14 protein-coding genes are annotated in these 16,300 nt (G+C 63.5%); 5 read left to right on the forward strand and 9 right to left on the reverse strand.

Translation table 11 applies throughout. The features are described 5' to 3' along the window. Positions 1–12 precede the first annotated feature (12 nt). Entirely contained in the window at positions 13–828 is an 816-nt protein-coding gene (locus DF286_RS11470) for a hypothetical protein (protein ID WP_146193607.1), read from the reverse strand. Positions 829–1,279: 451 nt separating this feature from the next. Between DF286_RS11470 and DF286_RS11475 the strand changes: the two genes are divergently transcribed. Genes DF286_RS11475 through DF286_RS11485 form a run of 3 tightly spaced genes read left to right on the forward strand, consistent with a single transcriptional unit; the run spans position 1,280 to position 4,647 of the window. Next, a complete protein-coding gene (locus DF286_RS11475) occupies positions 1,280–3,028 on the forward strand; it encodes a type I secretion system permease/ATPase (protein WP_109271557.1) in 1,749 nt (582 codons plus the stop codon). Further along, positions 3,025–4,413, forward strand: coding sequence for an HlyD family type I secretion periplasmic adaptor subunit (locus tag DF286_RS11480; protein WP_243444808.1), 1,389 nt, complete (start codon positions 3,025–3,027; stop codon positions 4,411–4,413). The genes DF286_RS11475 and DF286_RS11480 overlap by 4 nt, the downstream gene beginning before the upstream one ends. Positions 4,414–4,431: 18 nt before the next feature. Continuing rightward, positions 4,432–4,647: a hypothetical protein gene (locus DF286_RS11485; protein WP_109271558.1), complete on the forward strand. Its 216-nt coding sequence runs from the start codon at positions 4,432–4,434 to the stop codon at positions 4,645–4,647. A gap of 16 nt (positions 4,648–4,663) precedes the next feature. On the opposite strand, the gene DF286_RS11490 is transcribed toward DF286_RS11485, so the two are convergent. From DF286_RS11490 to DF286_RS11520, 7 genes are read right to left on the reverse strand one after another with little or no spacing between them, the layout of a single operon-like run. Beyond that, the gene (locus DF286_RS11490) at positions 4,664–6,112 is read right to left on the reverse strand and encodes a glycosyltransferase family 2 protein (protein WP_109271559.1); all 1,449 of its coding nucleotides are present in this window, start codon (positions 6,110–6,112) and stop codon (positions 4,664–4,666) included. Further along, positions 6,102–7,274 (reverse strand): glycosyltransferase family 2 protein, encoded by a 1,173-nt coding sequence (locus tag DF286_RS11495; protein ID WP_109271560.1) that lies wholly within the window; start codon positions 7,272–7,274, stop codon positions 6,102–6,104. The genes DF286_RS11490 and DF286_RS11495 overlap by 11 nt, the downstream gene beginning before the upstream one ends. A gap of 43 nt (positions 7,275–7,317) precedes the next feature. Continuing rightward, positions 7,318–8,322 carry a glycosyltransferase family 2 protein gene (locus tag DF286_RS11500; RefSeq protein WP_109271561.1) on the reverse strand — a complete coding sequence of 335 codons (1,005 nt, stop codon included), beginning with the start codon at positions 8,320–8,322 and terminating at the stop codon, positions 7,318–7,320. A gap of 10 nt (positions 8,323–8,332) precedes the next feature. Further along, on the reverse strand, positions 8,333–9,337 hold the full coding sequence (locus tag DF286_RS11505; protein ID WP_109271562.1) for a glycosyltransferase family 2 protein: 1,005 nt from the start codon (positions 9,335–9,337) through the stop codon (positions 8,333–8,335). After that, entirely contained in the window at positions 9,337–10,674 is a 1,338-nt protein-coding gene (locus DF286_RS11510) for a glycosyltransferase family 4 protein (RefSeq protein ID WP_158274674.1), read from the reverse strand. Before DF286_RS11510 ends, DF286_RS11505 begins: the two co-directional genes overlap by 1 nt. Position 10,675: 1 nt before the next feature. Further along, on the reverse strand, positions 10,676–11,962 hold the full coding sequence (locus tag DF286_RS11515) for an ABC transporter ATP-binding protein (RefSeq protein WP_170303958.1): 1,287 nt from the start codon (positions 11,960–11,962) through the stop codon (positions 10,676–10,678). Beyond that, a complete protein-coding gene (locus DF286_RS11520; RefSeq protein WP_243444809.1) occupies positions 11,962–12,684 on the reverse strand; it encodes an ABC transporter permease in 723 nt (240 codons plus the stop codon). Before DF286_RS11520 ends, DF286_RS11515 begins: the two co-directional genes overlap by 1 nt. 190 nt (positions 12,685–12,874) lie before the next feature. Here DF286_RS11520 and DF286_RS11525 point away from each other — a divergent pair, with 190 nt between their 5' ends. After that, positions 12,875–13,906: an NAD-dependent epimerase/dehydratase family protein gene (locus tag DF286_RS11525; RefSeq protein ID WP_243444810.1), complete on the forward strand. Its 1,032-nt coding sequence runs from the start codon at positions 12,875–12,877 to the stop codon at positions 13,904–13,906. A 2-nt stretch (positions 13,907–13,908) separates the two neighbouring features. Here the strand turns inward: DF286_RS11525 and DF286_RS11530 are convergent, their stop codons facing one another. Next, positions 13,909–14,982 carry a glycosyltransferase family 2 protein gene (locus DF286_RS11530; RefSeq protein WP_109271566.1) on the reverse strand — a complete coding sequence of 358 codons (1,074 nt, stop codon included), beginning with the start codon at positions 14,980–14,982 and terminating at the stop codon, positions 13,909–13,911. Positions 14,983–15,070: 88 nt separating this feature from the next. Between DF286_RS11530 and DF286_RS11535 the strand changes: the two genes are divergently transcribed. Beyond that, on the forward strand, positions 15,071–16,225 hold the full coding sequence (locus DF286_RS11535) for a glycosyltransferase family 4 protein (RefSeq protein ID WP_109271567.1): 1,155 nt from the start codon (positions 15,071–15,073) through the stop codon (positions 16,223–16,225). Positions 16,226–16,300 lie beyond the last annotated feature (75 nt).

A 16,300-nucleotide genomic window follows, 5' to 3' on the forward strand; every position in this document is an offset into this window, starting at 1 on the left:
CCTTGGCTCGCGTCAGGATGCCTGCCGCATCCCCTCACATGTTCGCCATCGCAATTGCTTCCCGGCCTCGCGGACATGAGTCCGTGGCCCGTGGCCGAATTCCAGATGCCAGTGCGGTCCCGTGCCCTGATAGCGGCCTCGGCCCGACTCCCAAATGAGCGACTGCACTTCGACCTGCGCCAGGCGTGCCGCCGCAAAGATCTGCTGCCGGGTCAGGCCGACGATGTCCCGAGCACGGTCGAGCACATGGGCGCTGTTGAGTACGCGGGTGACGCCTCTCCGAAAAAGCGCCCGCTGCAACGCCGCCGTGCGCCTGCCGCTCGTTATGCGACCTCCAAGCTGTTGAATGGCCCGGTCGATCGTGACGAGGCCCTTGCGCCGAACGGCAGCGCCGGAGCTCCTGGTGCCGACCTTGGAAGGGATAGAGAGACCGGCGGTGACCGGTATTTGGCTGCACAATTTCGTCGCTGTCGTATCGAAGACCGACTCAGATTGCAGCTCGCGATAGTTGTTCGGCGTGTCCGGCAAGCGGCCCGAACCCAGAAGAGAGCCTTCGCCATTATGCCGGCTCCATTCCAGTGCCGACATCTTCCAGGCAATACAGTCGAAGCGCACCCGAACTCTTTCCTCGTGCGCGGCGCCGCCGCCTTGTGGGAACCTCTGCCTCAGCCAAGCTACCGGCTGCCCGCGTTCGACTTTCAGACTGGCCGAATCGATATGCCAACCGTCGGCAGCACCGTCAGGCACGCACGCGTTCACCCAATTCGCGGCCCAGGCCGAACTGGTCACACCGGCCACCAATAGGGAAAGCAAAGCGGCGCGAACCACATGATCCTCCCAAGTGCCCAGCCATCGTGGCCGTCGCAGAGCAAATCTTACCAGAGCTTAGTCCAGCTTGCATCATCTGCCTACGAGCGAAGAAGTTGCCGTCGCAAAAGGCGAGTACCTGGCCGCCTTTCTCGTAAGATTCGTTACGGCTAAAAGGAATCTGCGCGATGACGCAAAACAGTTTGTCAGCCCCTCATCTATACGGCACAGCCTTCCTGGCTCGGCAGGTCGAGAAAAGTCGTCGACTCACCGCACCACTGCGTGTTTTACGGTAAGACTCACGTCAGCCTGAGATTTAGTTGGAGAGCGGGCAAAAGTAGTACGGGCAGCGAAACAAATTCATCTTTTGACTCGCCGAGTCGCAATCGCACGCCCTTGCTGGCGCGGAGCCCTTCTGGCTTGAGCTCCCGCCGTTTCGCTGGTGAATCCGGCTTATTAGAATGTCAGGTCTATGAACAAATTGAATGAAGGCGCCTTGAAGCAGGCCATTGCTGCAACCAAGAGCCACTACAAATATGCGGCTGCGTTCAGCGCGTTGCTGAATATTCTTTTCATATTTCCTGTGCTGTACATGCTTCAGGTCTATGATCGGGTTGTTCCGACTCAAGGCACCTTGACGCTCGTCTTGTTGACGATCGTCCTGATGTTCGCCCTGATGACCCTGTCCTTGCTCGATTATTCCCGGTCGAGGCTGCTCGTTCGAGCCAGTGCACGGCTGGATCAGGTGCTGGCGCGTCCCATCCTGTCCATGGCGCTGGGATCGTCGGATCGATCGGATATCGGGCTGCGCCAGGCGATGCGTGAATTCGACACCCTGCGCCAGACGGTGAGCGGCACCAGCATTCTGGCGCTCCTCGATGCCCCCTGGACGCCGATCTACATCCTGATCTGTTTCCTCATCCATCCGCTGCTCGGGCTGCTGGCGTTCGGGGGAGCGGCAGGCCTGATCTTCATCGCATGGCGCAATGAGCAGGCGACGCATCTGCCGCTCAAGGACGCGAATGATGCCGCCGCGCGCGCTTATGCCAGCCAGGACGCGAGCGCCGCATCGGCGGACACCATTCGCGCACTCGGCATGCGCGAGGCGATCGTGAACCGGCACCTGCGCGAGCGCGAGACGATGATGCGTCTGCAAACCGAGGCGAGCTTCAAGTCGAGCACGCATGTGGCGGCCTCGAAGTTCGTCCGGCTGGCGCTCCAATCCGGTGCGCTGGGCCTGGGAGCGCTGCTCGCGATCAATGACCAGATCTCTCCGGGCGCGATCTTCGCGGCGATGTTCCTGGTTGGCAGAGCCTTGGCCCCGATCGATCAGATGCTGGGCGCCTGGAGGAACATCGTCCAGATGAGAGACGCGCATCGCTCATTGTCGAAGCTCCTCCTCCTTCACGATTCAAAATCGGAACAGACGACGCTCCCCCCTCCCCAGGGCCGGATCGAAGTCGAGAATGTCAGCGTGTTCGGCAAATCCGAGGAACGGCCGATCCTGAGCGGCGTCCGCTTCGCGGTCGAACCGGGGGAAGTCGTCGGCATTGTCGGGCCCAGCGGGGCAGGCAAGTCGACCCTGGCGCGGGTCATCGCCGGCGCCCTCACTCCGGACCGCGGGACGGTGAGGTTTGGCGGCGCTGAACAGACGGACTGGGATCCGGAGATCCTGGCCCAGCATGTCGGCTATATGCCGCAGGAGCCGACGCTGTTCGCGGGCACGATCAAGGACAATATCGCGAGGTTCAGGTCCAATACCGCCTCTGGAGGTCGGTCGGTCGATGCCGCCGCCATTGAAGCGGCCAAGCTTACCGGGGCGCACGACGTCATTCTGCGCTTGTCCGGCGGCTATGACTATGAGCTCGATTGGGGCGGTCGCGGCTTGTCGACGGGCCAGGCGCAACGGATCGCCTTTGCGAGGGCGGTCTTCGGTTCGCCCGACTTCCTCGTGCTGGACGAGCCGAATTCCCACTTGGATGCGGACGGCGACCTGCAACTCATCACCACGCTGGGAGAGCTCAAGGCCAACGGCGTCACGATCCTCATCGTTACGCACAAGCTCAGCATATTGCCGATCGTCGACAAGCTCGTCGTGATGCAGGACGGGCGGGTCGAGATGTACGGCCCTCGCGACGACGTGATGGGTCGAATCGCGCCGCCGGAACCGAAACGGCCGGTGACGCACGTTCAGGCGGGCACCGAAGGAGACATCAGGTGAGGCAGGATCTCGTGCTTTCGGGCAAGCGGGCCGTTGCGAATGTGGGCGGGTTCCCTGTTGTCGGCCCAGACTATGGCGCGACGGGTGACCCGTCCCGCGAAATTCGCTTCGGCCTGATCATCGCCGCGATCTTCTTTATCGGCTTCCTCGGATGGGCGGCGATCGCGCCCATGGACGCCGCCGCTTATGCGGATGGCAAGCTGGTCGTGTCGGGACAGCGTCAAACGGTTCAGCATCGCGATGGCGGCATCGTCGGGGCACTCTACGTCACCGAGGGGCAGCAGGTCCGTCGCGGTCAGGTTCTGATGCAGCTCGCCGCCTCCGAGCTGCTCGCGCAGGAACGGTCCCTTACGTCGCAGTTCATCGGCCTCTTGGCACAAAAGGCCAGGCTCCAGGCCGAGCAGGCGGGCCGAAATGTCATTCCGATGCCCGCGGGGCTTGCCGGATTGAGCGGCGAGGATGCTTCGATCGCGCAAGAAGCGTTGAGGCTGCAGCAAATGCAATTGCAGACGCGCTCGTCCCTTCTGGAGGCGCAGCGGGCGGCGTTCGGGCAGCGCACGGCGCAGATAGCGCACGAGGCGGACGGTTATCGAAGCCAGTTGGAATCCGCCGCGGAACAGGAACGCCTCCTCACCGAGGAGCTTCGTGGTCTCAAGGAACTGGCCGCCAAGGGTTTCGTATCCCGCAACCGCATTCGCGCCCTCGAGCGGGCCCGAGCGGAATTGCGCGGACAGCGCGGGCAGTATCGCGCCTCGATCGCCGGATCGGGCGAGGCGGTGGGCGAAGCCCGTGTCCGCATACTCGAGCTCGAGCGCGAGCATCAGGAGCGCGTCGCTGCCGAGTTGCGTGAGGTCGAAACGACGCTGCGCGACGTGCAGCCGAGGCTGACCTCCGCGCGCGACCAGTTGAGACGCACAGCGATCAAGGCCCCGGTCGGCGGTGCCGTTGTCGGACTTAGCGTCTTTACCGTGGGCGGCGTGGTTGCGCCTGGCCAGAAGCTGTTGGATGTCGTGCCGAGGAACGCGCCGATGCTGGTCGAGGCCCGAGTGGCGCCGAAGGATGCGGACGACCTCGCACCCGGGCAAACTGGCCTCGTGCGCTTTCCCGGCCTTCACGAGCGGAACCTGCCCAATCTCGAAGGACGGATAACCCGTATCTCCGCGGACGCGCTCGTCGACGAGCGCACCGGCGAGAGCTATTTCACGGTCGACGTGGAGGTCCCGCTGGAGGAGCTGAAAGGCCTGCGGGGCGAAGGCGACGGTAAGCTGGCCTTGAGAGCCGGTATGCCCGCTCAGGTTCTCATCCCGCTGAGGAAGCGGACGGCGCTCCAATATGCGTTTGAACCGCTCTTCGCGGGCATGTGGAGGTCGCTCCGGGAGCAGTAAGGCAGCAGGGAGGCGACGGTGGTCTATCTATTCATGGGCATGTTGCTGCTCACCGTCGCCGCCATTGCCGGCGCCCATTTCGGGCTGATGTGGTTGTTCAGGGAAGACGGCGAAGCGAGCGACCGACCGGTACTCCGCCCAGCCTCACGTGACGCGGGAATCTGGCGTGCCTTCGTGCTGTGGCGGCGGGGTAAACCGCCCCTGATCGCCGACCGAGCCAACCCCAAGCGCTAGGGAGCGGAAGAAAGGCTCAGTCGGGATAGGCGTGATCTGCAAGAGCGCCTTGACGCGGCTCTCGGGCGCTGGCGCGGTCGGCGGCCCTCATCATTCGGCGGTCTAGCCGTCTCCATTGGGCATATTGTTCCATCCACATATCGGCAGGGCGCGGCGGGCCGTAATAGGCGCCGGCAGCCTCGATCGCCTTGACCAGCCTTGCCTGGCGGACCTGCCCCGACGGCAGGATCGCACCGTCGGCGGCCATGGCGGCCAACAGCCGCGATCCCCAGCCTTCTGCCAGCAGACGACGAATATGATCCCCGCGGCATCGCTCCGAACCGGGCTCGTCGAGCATGATGCCGATCGGGCGATGGCCGTAACGAAAGCGGGCGCATCTCGGGCGAAGGGTGTCCAGCACCTCCGCGGCGGCGTCGACTCCCTCCCGCAGATCGATCGTGATCTCGCTCTTCACCCCCGGTGCGGCGAGGCCCTTGGTGAACTCGCGCCAGGCGGCGAACGAACCCAGCTCCTCCGCAACGCCTCGAAGATACCAGTAACGGTTGAGCGCGGAGTAAAGCATCAGATAAGCAGACCTCAGGCCGCGCCGCTCAAGCGGGCCGAGGAGCCGGGCGATGAGCGTGGCCGGCCCGTCGCCACGGTGCTTAGCCATAAACAGGCCGCGGTCGGCCAGCCGCTGCAGACGGCGCGAGCGCATGCGGAACTGCCACGCTTTCAATCTGATCTTAATATGTGGATGTTTCCGCCCCATTCGTATGTCCGACCGGCCCTCCTCGAAGGCTCGCCGAAACGACCCTTCAAGCGACATGGTCAAATGCTCGTGATGATAACCAAGAGCGCCGGGCGCAAAGGCGAAGCGCACGCCTCTGCGCATCAGACGCACGCCGAGCTCATAATCCTCCCGCGCGTAGCGGAATTGCGCGTCCAGGCCCCCGATGCTGCGCCACAGCTCGGCGGATATTGAGAGATTGCCGGTCAGCAGGTCGCGATAGCTGAACCGGTGTCCAGGTCTTGCGATCTCCTCGAAATGCTTGGTCCACCAATGGCGAACGCGCAGTCGGAACAGGCTTTTCGAGGCGTAGGGATAGGGAGGGTAGGGCCCAATGACGACGTTCTCGGACTCGCCCTGATGGGCCTCTACATGAGCGGCCACAAACTCAGGCTCCGGCAGGACGTCGTCGTCGAGGAATATCAGCAATTGCCCCTGTGCCGCCGCGGCGCCGATGTTACGACCCTCGGCGGGGCCGACGCCATCTGCCTCAAGCACCCTCAGGAGAAAGTCGGGACGATAGGAGGCCAGCATCTCCAACGTGTCGTCGACGCACCCGTCGGCGACTACGACGACTTCGAACGACTGCTGCGCGAAGTCCTGCCTGCCGAGCGCATCGAGCACACGCTGCAGCAGCGCGCAGCGATTATGGCTCGGGATGATGATGCTGATCCCGGCAGTCGCGTCACTGGCCATGGGCCGCTCTCCGCCGGGCGCGCATGTACAATAGGGGGCCGGCTATCCCGCCACGAAGCTGGGCAAGCTGCATGCGCGCAGCCGTGGCGCCCGGCCGCCTCAGCAGCGAGCGCGCGAGGGCGCGAATCTGGCGGCGCGTCCATTTCGCGACATGCACTCCCGCCGCCCAGTTCCCTTCGAAGAGCATTGCCTTGGTGAGAATGGCGAAGGCCGCAGCTTCGTAACCGTAAACCTGCCGCTCGAGCTCGGTCATCGTGCGCCTGTGCCGGTGCCAGTTCAGCGCCTCCGGGTCGTAGGCAATGCGATAGCCGGCAGCGAGGATCCTCCGGAAAAGGTCGGAATCTCCGCCCGCCATAGTCGGCGTTCCCGCATCGAGTGCTTCGTCGAAGGGGCCGACCAGCTCGACGACCGACCTGCGGAGCGCCATGTTGACTCCGGCGCCCACATGCCAGGCGAGAAAAGGGTCCAGGCTCCCCGCATCGTGGGTGACGCGCTTGAAGCCGCGAACGAACCCGCCGAACCGTTGAAAGGTGATCTGGGCATCGGTCTCGAGTTCCAGGGCCATGGTGAGCCCCGTCGACGCCAGCACGAGCGGATCCGAGAAGTTCCTGAGAAGGTTGCGCAGCCAAAGCGGATCAGGGGCCGCATCATCATCGGTGAACGCGACGATTTCGTGCTTCGCCTCCCGCAAGGCGCGATTCCTCGCCACATCCAGTCCGGGGCGGTCCTCGCGGACATAAGTGACGCGGCCGACCCGCTCGACAAGCTGACGGGTCGCGTCGCTGGTCGGAGCGTTGTCGATGACCAGTATCTCCTGGTCATCGTCCGGCATGTCGAGCAAGGCCGCGAGGCAGCGCTCCAGATCGTCGACCCGGTCACGGGTGCAGACCGCAACCGTGGCGGCGAGGCCGGTCGCAGCCGGCGGCGGAGGCTGAGACAGGCCCAATTCGCGTTGCAACCAGGCTTCCCAGAAGCCGGAATCGGCCGCCTCCAGCAAGCGTTCGCGAAGGTCGTCCGCTTCGAGCCCCCGCAGGGTCAGCAGCGCCTGACCGCACGGGCGGCCATCGAGTCGCAACAGGACGAGCGCCCCATCACAGGCGCCGTTTCCTTCCAACCCTTCCGGCAGCCTCGAAAAGTCCAGGTCCAGGACAGCGTGCGGCATTCGTTTCCCTTCCTGGCTTCGGCAGTTCCGCGTGACATGTGTTTCAGGTGGGGGCGCTCTCCCGCCGCCGGATCCAGCGTGCCAGCCGCCTGGTGCAAGCCTTGACCATGAGCGATCCAAGGAATGGCGCGTGCCGCAGGACCTCAGAGCGGCTGCAGCGGCTCGCTTCCCGCAATTGAGCCAAGGCCGCCTGGAATTCATCCCTCCGCAGAAGCAGCGGAATGCGGTTCGTGATGGCATCCTCGGCCCAGAAACGGAGCGATTTCGCGCGCACGGGGCTCAGCTCGGGGGGCAGGTAGGTCTGGGTGATCTCCACCGCCCGGCGAGCGTCGCGCAGATTTTCGCCGGTCCTGATCCGGGTGGCTGTGCTGGAGGATTGATGGACGCGGTAAAGGGCGAGCGGTTCCACCTCGTGCCACATCCCGTAATGAGCGGCGATCCGGACCCACATTTCCCAATCCTCTGACCAAGACAGCCGGGGATCGAACGTGCCGATAGTCTCATATACTTTACGGCGAACCGCAATGGACGGCGTCTGGATCAGCTGACGCTCGGCGATGCGTTCCAACCAATGATCGAGGGGGCCGCTCTCCTGCCGTTCCGGCTCCGAAATCCAGACCTGCTGTCCCTTCTCGTCGATATAGATCTGCCGACAGAAAGCCGCGCCGATATCGTCGCCGGCTTCGAAGCCGCGCAGGAGCTTGTCGTAAAAGCCGGGACGTACGGCATCATCGCCGTGGAGAAGATGTATCAGGTGACCCCGTGAACGCTCGAGGCAGGTCCGGAAATTCGCGACATGGCCGCCATTGGCCGGCCTTCGGTGGAAGGAGACGCGGCCCGCTCCGAACTCCCGGACCACCGCCTCCGGATTATCGCTGGTCGAGCAATCGTCCACGACCTCGATCTGCATGACGCCCGGACCCGGATCCTGGGCCAGCACGCTTGCAAGGGTGTCCTGCAGATATTGCGCGCAATTGTAGGTCGGGATCATCACCGACCAGAGCGGACGGGGGCCGTCCGGCACCGACGGCAACAGGGGCCAACCCATGCTCGCAGCCTTAGCCAATGTTCGCCCAAGCCACGGCTCGTCCGGCGGCCCTTGCCGCCCCGAGCCGCACGATGCGTGCCACGGCGCGAAGGATCGTTGCCGAGCGGCTGCACATAAGCGCTTGCCAAAGCTGGACCCCGGCAGCCTTGTATTCACGATGTTCGATCATTTGCCACGCCCAGTAGACGGCCCAATTGGCCCAGTTCTCCAAGGCACGGCGATTGGCCGCTAGCGCCGCCTCATCGTTCAAATAGGTTCGTGCCATGTGGGTGGCGGCGCGGACGTCGCGGATGTTCTGACCATTCTTGATGGATCGCTTCGTGAGCGATTCAGCATTGTCGGTGTAATAGGCGAGAACCTCAGGCTCGTAGGCGACCGGATAATGTGCCGCGATCCGGACCCACATCTCCCAGTCCTCCCCGCAGCTGACCAACCGCGTGTCGAACCCGCCCAACCGTTCATAGACGGAGCGGCGCACCGCCATGGACGGTGGCTGCAGCCGCAATTCGGCCGCGATGCGGGGCAGCCATCGTTCGAGGATGCCGCTCTCCTCCCGCTCCAGGCTTGAGACCCGCAGCATATGGTCGTCCGGGTCGACGATCGCATGACGACAGAAGGCCGCCCCGATCTCGCTATAGGTGTCGAAGAGCCGAGCCATCCTCACATAAAAAGCCTCGGCGACGCGATCGTCGGCGTGGAGGATGTGAACGACATGTCCCCGGGCGCGCTCGATGCATGTATTGAAGTTGCGACTGTGTCCCACATTGAATGGCTGACGGTAGAATTCGACGCGTCCGCGGCCGATCTCGGCGACGACCTCCTGCGGGTCGTCACTCGACCCGTCGTCCACCACCTCGATCTGCATGACCTCCCGCCCCAGTCCGCACTCGAGGACGCTGGCGAGGCTCCTGCGAAGCTCGGCACGCGCATTGTAAACGGGGATCATCACCGACCAGTAGGGGCGCGGGAGGTCGGGATGCGGCTCTATCCGGCTTCTTCGGATCGGCGATTCCATCAGCGGCCGTCCCCGTTCAGCAGCGTCTCTCGCAACTGCCTGCCCACATGCTCCAGGGAAAATGCCTCCTCTGCGCGCATTCTGGCTGCGGCAGCGAGCCGTTTGCGTCGATCGCGATCGTCGATCAGGCTCCCGAGCAGAGCGGCAAAGGTAGGCGCGACTCCGGTAGGGGCGACCAATCCGCCATCCGACTCGCTCCGGAAGATGGCCGGGACGCCCGATGCCGCGGCGGCCACGACGGGAAGCCCGCAGGCCATGGCTTCGACCGGCGCGACGGCAAATCCCTCAAGCCGCGACGGAAAGGCATAAATGTCTCCGGCGGCCAGGAAGCGCCGTATAGCCTCCCTGTCCGTGACGTAATCCTTCCTCCACGAGATCGTCGGGTCCGATGCCTCGTCGATCATGCGTTGGAATTCGGATGCATCCTCGCCGGTGCCCATCAGCATCAGCCTAAGGTCCTGGTCCGGCCGGCTGCGCCGCACCTCCGCCCAGGCGGCCAACAAGATGTCGAGGCCCTTGTCGTGAATGGCGATCCTTCCATGCCAAACGACGAGGCACGTCTCAGGGCCGATCTCCAGCTCCGCGCGCAATTGCGTTCGGTCGCGGCCGTGCCACTGCCGCACGTCCACCGGGTTGAATATCTGAGTCACCCGGACGCCGCGGCCATAGCGCCGGCGCACGCGATCGATTTCCTCGCTGGCGGCGATGATGAGGCCGTCCGCCCGGCGCACGAGAGGCGCTTTCCAGGCGCGGCTGAGAAGGTTGGGTTCGGTGCTGCTTCCCTGGAACGTCGCGAAGACAGGAAGTCCAAGCCGTTTCCCCATCACGACGGTCGTGTCGAAACGGAAATATTCATATTCCTGGCTGAGGAGTGCCCGGCATCGATGGAGTCTCAGCTCGTTCGCGAGACTGCGCCAGGGCGTGCTTGCGTGCGAAGCCGCCGATCCGGCGAGCCTCGCCGGCACGCTCTTCAGTCCGCCTAAGCCCTGCATGCCCATCAGCTGCCGATAATCGGGGACGTAGGGCCGAAGCTTCAGATAGCGGGGCGGAGCCGGGAGCACGGCGATCACATTCCCGCTGGGGGCATGAAGGTAGCGGCGGGGGGAGGGGACCTGTCCCGAAAACAGGATCAAGACCGTCCTGACCCCTTCGAGGGCGAGGGCGTCCATATAGCCGAGCATCCAACCGCCAGGACCCTCGTGGCAAAAGCGTTCGAGCGGAAGGTGGATCGTCGAAAGGAAGTCGTCCCACAATTCGCCCCCTGCCGCCAGGAGTGCGATGGAAGGCTCCGAAAGCTCCGCGAACGACTCCATGGCCAGAGCCGGTCGGAACTTCATTTCAGCCAAGCCTGTCGCTGACCTGGCGCGGCTGGTCCCCGGCCGACCGAACGCTTTCCATCGCCCATTTGACGGGCGGATTGAGGAGGCCCTTCCCGGAGCTGGAACCGATGACTCTGAGGGGATAGGCCTCCGCATGATAGTCATAGCTGTACTCCCACTCCGCGGCGTACAGGCCCACGGTGACGAGGTATTCGCCGCCGATGAGGTCCACTCGGTCGATCACCAGCCGAATGGTCGCAGCATCGCTCAACTCGCCCAGATCGAGGCCGCCTATCTGCGTGTTCGTGTCCAGGACGGGGGTACCGTCGGACAGGAGGATGGCGACGCTGGCCAGCGCACCCCGAACCGGCCGCTTGGGTTCGATGCCGAGCTCGACGATCAGCGGGTTTCCGGCAAAAAGAGTGCTGGTCGTTCGGCCGTGCCCGTCGAAAAAGGTCACCGAGGTAATCTCCGCCTCGTAGGAGCCGAATCGATTGACGCCCATCCGGAGCGACCGGCCCTCGGCTATCGGGCGATCGGCAGTGTCCTCGACCGGCTCGCTCGGGTATCCGGACAGGGCGGACGTTTCGTACAGGGCCAGCGTCTCGTCGGGCGGCCCATGCGCTATCAGGCGCCCTTGCCGCAAATAGAGCACCTCGTCGCACAAGGCGCGGATCTGCGACGCTTCGTGGGAGACGAGGAAGATCGTGCAGCCCGAAGCCTTGATCTCGGCGATGCGCGCCAGGCACTTGCGCTGGAAGGCAAGGTCTCCGACAGCAAGGGCCTCGTCGACCAGCAGGATTTCCGGATCGACATGGACGGCGACCGCAAAGGCCAAGCGCATCCGCATGCCGGTGCTGTAGGTGCGGATGGGATTGTCTATGAACGACTCGAGCTCGGCAAAGGTGACAATCGAGTCGAACCTGGCTTCCACCTCCGAGCGGAGCATGCCGGCGATCACGCCCGCAACGAATATATTCTCGCGTCCGGTAAGGTCGTCGGTGAGGCCCGTGCCGAGATCGAGCAGGGCGCCGACCCGGCCGCCCACCGTTACCTGACCCTCGTCGGGCTTGCCGACGCCGCCGATAAGGCGAAGGAGGGTCGATTTTCCGGCGCCGTTCTTGCCGACCACTCCGACACAACGCCCCCGATGGACGGTGAAGTTGATGTCCCTCAGGCCCCAGAACCGCTCGACCCGGGAGCTTCCCCATCCCCTGAGAACCGCTTCCTTGAGCGTCGTCGGCCGATCTCCGACGCGGCGGCGGAACTCCTTGCCGAGGCCCTGAACGATGATCGACCCGCGCATCACAGCTCCTCGACGAAGCGTGCGCTCGAGCTGTTGAACACGCTCAGCCCCAGGACGAGCAGGACGGCCGACGTCGAGGACAGCAAAAACATCGATGTGGGATCCGGCCAGCGATGGTCGATCAGGATATCGCGATACGCGCCGAGCAACCATGCCATTGGGTTGGCATCATAAACCAGCTTGATCGTTTCCGGTATGTTGTCCGGACGATAGAAGATCGGCGTGACATAGAATCCGAGCATCACCAGGATGCCGATCATGTGCTGGGTATCTCGAAACCGCACATGGGTGGCCGCGATAATGTAGGCCAGGCCGAGCGTCAGGAAGAATTGCAGGACGATCAGCAGCGGAAAGGCGAGGAGCGGCGAACCGGGAAAGCCCGTCTCGGCGAAGGTGAAGACGAACAGGATCGGCAGAGCCAGAAGAAAATGGATGCCGCTGCTGGTTACGGTCAGCATGGGCAAGGCGAGGACCGGGAAGCCCGGACGCCTGATGAGCTCCGCATTTCCGGTTACGGCGAGCGCCGCGCTTGTGAGCGCCCCGCTGAACCAGCTCCACACCAGCACACCCGTGAACAGGAAAGCCGTGTAATTGGGGATGTTGAGCGGAATGACCCGATTGAAGAGAAACGAGAAGATCAGCAGCTGACTGATCGGTTTTACAAGTGACCACCCAATTCCAAGCCAGGACCTCTTATAGCGTATCTTGAGGTCTCGGCTCACGAGCTCCCGAACGAGGTCCCTGAAATGGGCTAGGCGCAAAGGCGTTACCTCAATGAAGCTTTAGCCGAAACTAAAGAGCGGCTTCAGTTCGCCTTGTAATCTAACGGGCCGCCGTCCGGCAATCGTCTGAAGAATCGACGGACACTAATTCTTGTTATTCCCTTAAAGCTCATCTGAAGGCATAAAGGGCGTGCGCGAGCTGTGGGGCTCCCCTTCGGAAGGCAAGCATGTGGGCAAGCGCATTTTGATGGCCGGCGGCGCCGGATTTCTAGGCTCTCACCTGGTTGACAGGTTGCTGAGGCGAAACGAACTTGAACTCCTCGTCGTCGTCGACGACTTCTGGACCGGCACTCGCGAAAATCTGAAGCACATCGACGACAGGCGCATGCACGTCGTGGACTGTTCGGTGCAGGAATTCGCAACCCACGAAACGTTCGACGAAATCATCCACTTCGCATCGCCGGCATCCCCGCCATGGTATATGAGCGATCCCGCCCGGACCATAAAGGCGAACGTCGGGGGCGCGCTCAACCTGATCAACCTGATCAGAAAGGGGGGGCGCATCAGCTTTGCTTCCACGTCGGAAGTCTATGGCGACCCGATGATCACGCCGCAGCCGGAAAGCTATCGCGGCGTCGTCGACTGCACCGGGCCGCGCTCATCCTACGACGAGAGCAAGAGATGCACCGAATCCCTGTTGTTCGAGATGCGCAGGACGAGAGATTTGGACGTGCGCATCGTGCGACTGTTCAACGTCTACGGCCCGCGCACGAGAATCGACGACGGGCGCGCCGTCTCCAACTTCATCGGCCAGGCGCTCAGCGACGGAATACTGACCGTCTATGGCGACGGACGGCAAACCCGAAGTTGGGGCTATGTCGACGACATCATCGATGCGCTGGAGCGATATTTCTGGCTCGATGAGACGTCCTACTGCGGGCCGCTGAATATCGGCAATGACCGTGAGATCGCGGTCATCGACGTCGCCCACTTCATCGCTTCCCTGGTGCCGGGGAGCCAGATCAAGTTTCTCCCACCTGTGCCTCAGGACCCGACCAATCGACGTCCGGACCTCACGCTCGCCCGCCAGGTCCTGCCCGGCTGGGCCGCCAAGGTCGAATATGAGGAGGGCGTCCGGCGGACCTTCGATTGGTTCAAATCGAAGATGACGTTGATGGAGCGCATCCCGGAGCCGCCGCCTCCGCTGCTCCTGCAGGAGTGACGTCACACCCGGTGCGGGTCCATTCTGCGGCGCGCGTCGTCCAGCTCCTTCAGGCCGTTCAATCGGGCCAGGCGTCTCCTCGGGCGCCACAAGCCTTCGCATTCCATGGGATCGAGTTCGTCGAAACGCCGGCCCACCTCGGCGCGGCCGGACCCGCCGGCGCCGCGCCCTGCCGCCCGAATCTGGCGCAGGGCGGCCGGAACTTGACCGAAGGCCTGGCAGATCGTTGCGAGACCAGAATGACGCCAGGCCTCGCCGAGCGACCCGAGCGCCTCCGCCACATGCCCGCGTCGGAGCCGATTGCGGGCGAGATCCACGAACAGGGCAGCGGTTTTCTCGCACGCCAGTCGGCGGGCGTCACTATCCAGATCAGGCATGAGGATTTGATACATCTGGATATGCGATCGGATCATGCGGGCGACGCTGCTCGACATGGAGCTGTTGCTTCGTCGATAGCCGACGAGGAACCCTGGCGCGCAGCCAAACCGATGACGGCGAGCGATCTGCAGCTGCAGCAGATAATCCTCGCAGCCCTGATTGCCCGCGTCGCGGAGACGGCGATCGTAGCGGCACTCGCGCGCAATGTGGGTGCGAATGAGAGGGCTGCTCCCGTTCGAGATGAAATTCCAGTCCAGATGGCGGTGCAGCACCCAGCCTTCGATGACCGGGGAAGGGGAAGGCGCAACGACGACGTCATCCTCGTCAATTCGGCGATACCAGCTGTAGACGAGGCCGACATCGTCGCCCGCATTCGCGAAACAGCGGATCTGCCTCTCGAGCTTTTCCGGATGCCAGATGTCGTCGGCATCGAGTGGCGCGACGAAGTCTCCCTGTGCGGCCAGCACGCCGGCGTTCCGGGCGACAGCAACCCCGCCATTGGCCTGACTGATCACTCGAATCCGGTCATCTTCGCGAGCGGCCGCACGGGCGAGGTCGAGGCTCCCGTCGGTCGATCCATCGTCGACGATGATGATCTCGATCCGTGAGTAACTTTGTCGGCGCGCCGAGGCCAACGTCTTGTGAAGGCCGGGGCCAGCGTTGAAAACGGGGATGATCACCGAGATCAATGGAGACATATCAGACGCCGCCTGCTACTCTGGGCCACACTAAGGCGGCGGTAGCGATGGGAAAAACTCCATCCCGCCAATCGGATGGGGCTCGCGCGTGAAGTCGATCCGAGTAGCATATGTCGCCGTCAATTCGCCTTATAGGCTGTCGTCTTGGAGCGGCATACCTCACTTCGCGCTGAAGGAGTTGAGTCGGCGCTTCAGTGACTTGCACGTCATAGACACGCCCTGGCTGGATGCTCGACTGGACCGCCTCTCGGCGGCGATCCGGATCGGAATCATGCCGATGCGCGAACCGCTTGTCACGCGACTGTTTGAACGGATCCTCAACTCCAGGCTTGCCGCCATCAAGCCCGACATCCTCGTGTCGATCGGGGCGGCACACAAGGTCTCCAGGATCAGCCCGAACTTGCCCCTGATTCACGTCTCCGACGGCATGTTCTCCACCGTTATCGGCTATTATCCGAGATATTTGGGGCTGAGTTCCAGGAGCCGCGAGATCGGCCGGGATGTGCAGGCGGATGTCGTCCGGAGGGCTTCGGCGATTGCCGTTGCGTCGGACTGGGCGGCGCATTGCGCGAGCGAAGAATACCCATGTGCGGCCTCGAAGATTCACGTCGTGCCGCTCGGTGCCAACCTGGAGACGCCGCCTGCCGCCGCGCCTCCTCGCACGGTCGGCGGCCCCTTAAAGCTGCTGTTTGTCGGGTACGACTGGAAGCGCAAGGGCGGAGACGTCGTCTTGTCGGTGTTCAAACGGCTACGCGCCCATCTGAAAGACGCGGAGTTGCATATTGTCGGATGCAGTCCGCGGGAGGCTCGCGGAGTCGCCGGGGTTGTGCAGCATGGTCAGTTGCGAAAGGATGTGCCGGAGCAGCAGCGAAAGCTTGTGCAGCTGTTCACCCAGGCGAACTTTCTCTTCGTCCCGAGCCGATACGAGACATACGGTCTCGTATTCTGTGAAGCCTCTGCCTTCGGCCTGCCTTCCATCACCGTCAGGACGGGGGGGATTCCGACCATAATAAAGGACGGGGTGAACGGGCTGCTGTTTTCACCCGAGGCGTCGGTCGAGACCTACGTGGAGCGCATCCTTCGATGCTGGCGTGATGCGGACGGCTATGATCGACTCCAACGTGCCGCCCGCTCGGAATATGAAACCCGGCTCAACTGGAGGTCGTGGGGCGCATCGATCCAGGGTCTCATCGATCAAGCCGTCGAGGCCCCCCCCAGCGCCGGCGAGCGCGTCAAACCGTAGTCGCTGAAGGCTCTGAAAGGCGCGTCGGCCCTATAACGAACCGTGCCGGCGGGGCGCATTGGACCCGCCGGCACG

The organism is Sphingosinicella humi (assembly GCF_003129465.1).
Lineage (GTDB): Bacteria > Pseudomonadota > Alphaproteobacteria > Sphingomonadales > Sphingomonadaceae > Allosphingosinicella > Allosphingosinicella humi.

What these genes read in the sequence shown, in the direction of transcription:
- DF286_RS11505 (WP_109271562.1), bottom strand. Translation starts at nt 9,337, where the DNA reads ATGGAATCGCCGATCCGAAGAAGCCGGATAGAGCCGCATCCCGACCTC.
- DF286_RS11510 (WP_158274674.1), bottom strand. Translation starts at nt 10,674, where the DNA reads ATGAAGTTCCGACCGGCTCTGGCCATGGAGTCGTTCGCGGAGCTTTCG.
- DF286_RS11530 (WP_109271566.1), bottom strand. Translation starts at nt 14,982, where the DNA reads ATGTCTCCATTGATCTCGGTGATCATCCCCGTTTTCAACGCTGGCCCC.
- DF286_RS11490 (WP_109271559.1), bottom strand. Translation starts at nt 6,112, where the DNA reads ATGGCCAGTGACGCGACTGCCGGGATCAGCATCATCATCCCGAGCCAT.
- DF286_RS11495 (WP_109271560.1), bottom strand. Translation starts at nt 7,274, where the DNA reads ATGCCGCACGCTGTCCTGGACCTGGACTTTTCGAGGCTGCCGGAAGGG.
- DF286_RS11500 (WP_109271561.1), bottom strand. Translation starts at nt 8,322, where the DNA reads ATGGGTTGGCCCCTGTTGCCGTCGGTGCCGGACGGCCCCCGTCCGCTC.
- DF286_RS11515 (WP_170303958.1), bottom strand. Translation starts at nt 11,962, where the DNA reads ATGCGCGGGTCGATCATCGTTCAGGGCCTCGGCAAGGAGTTCCGCCGC.
- DF286_RS11475 (WP_109271557.1), top strand. Translation starts at nt 1,280, where the DNA reads ATGAACAAATTGAATGAAGGCGCCTTGAAGCAGGCCATTGCTGCAACC.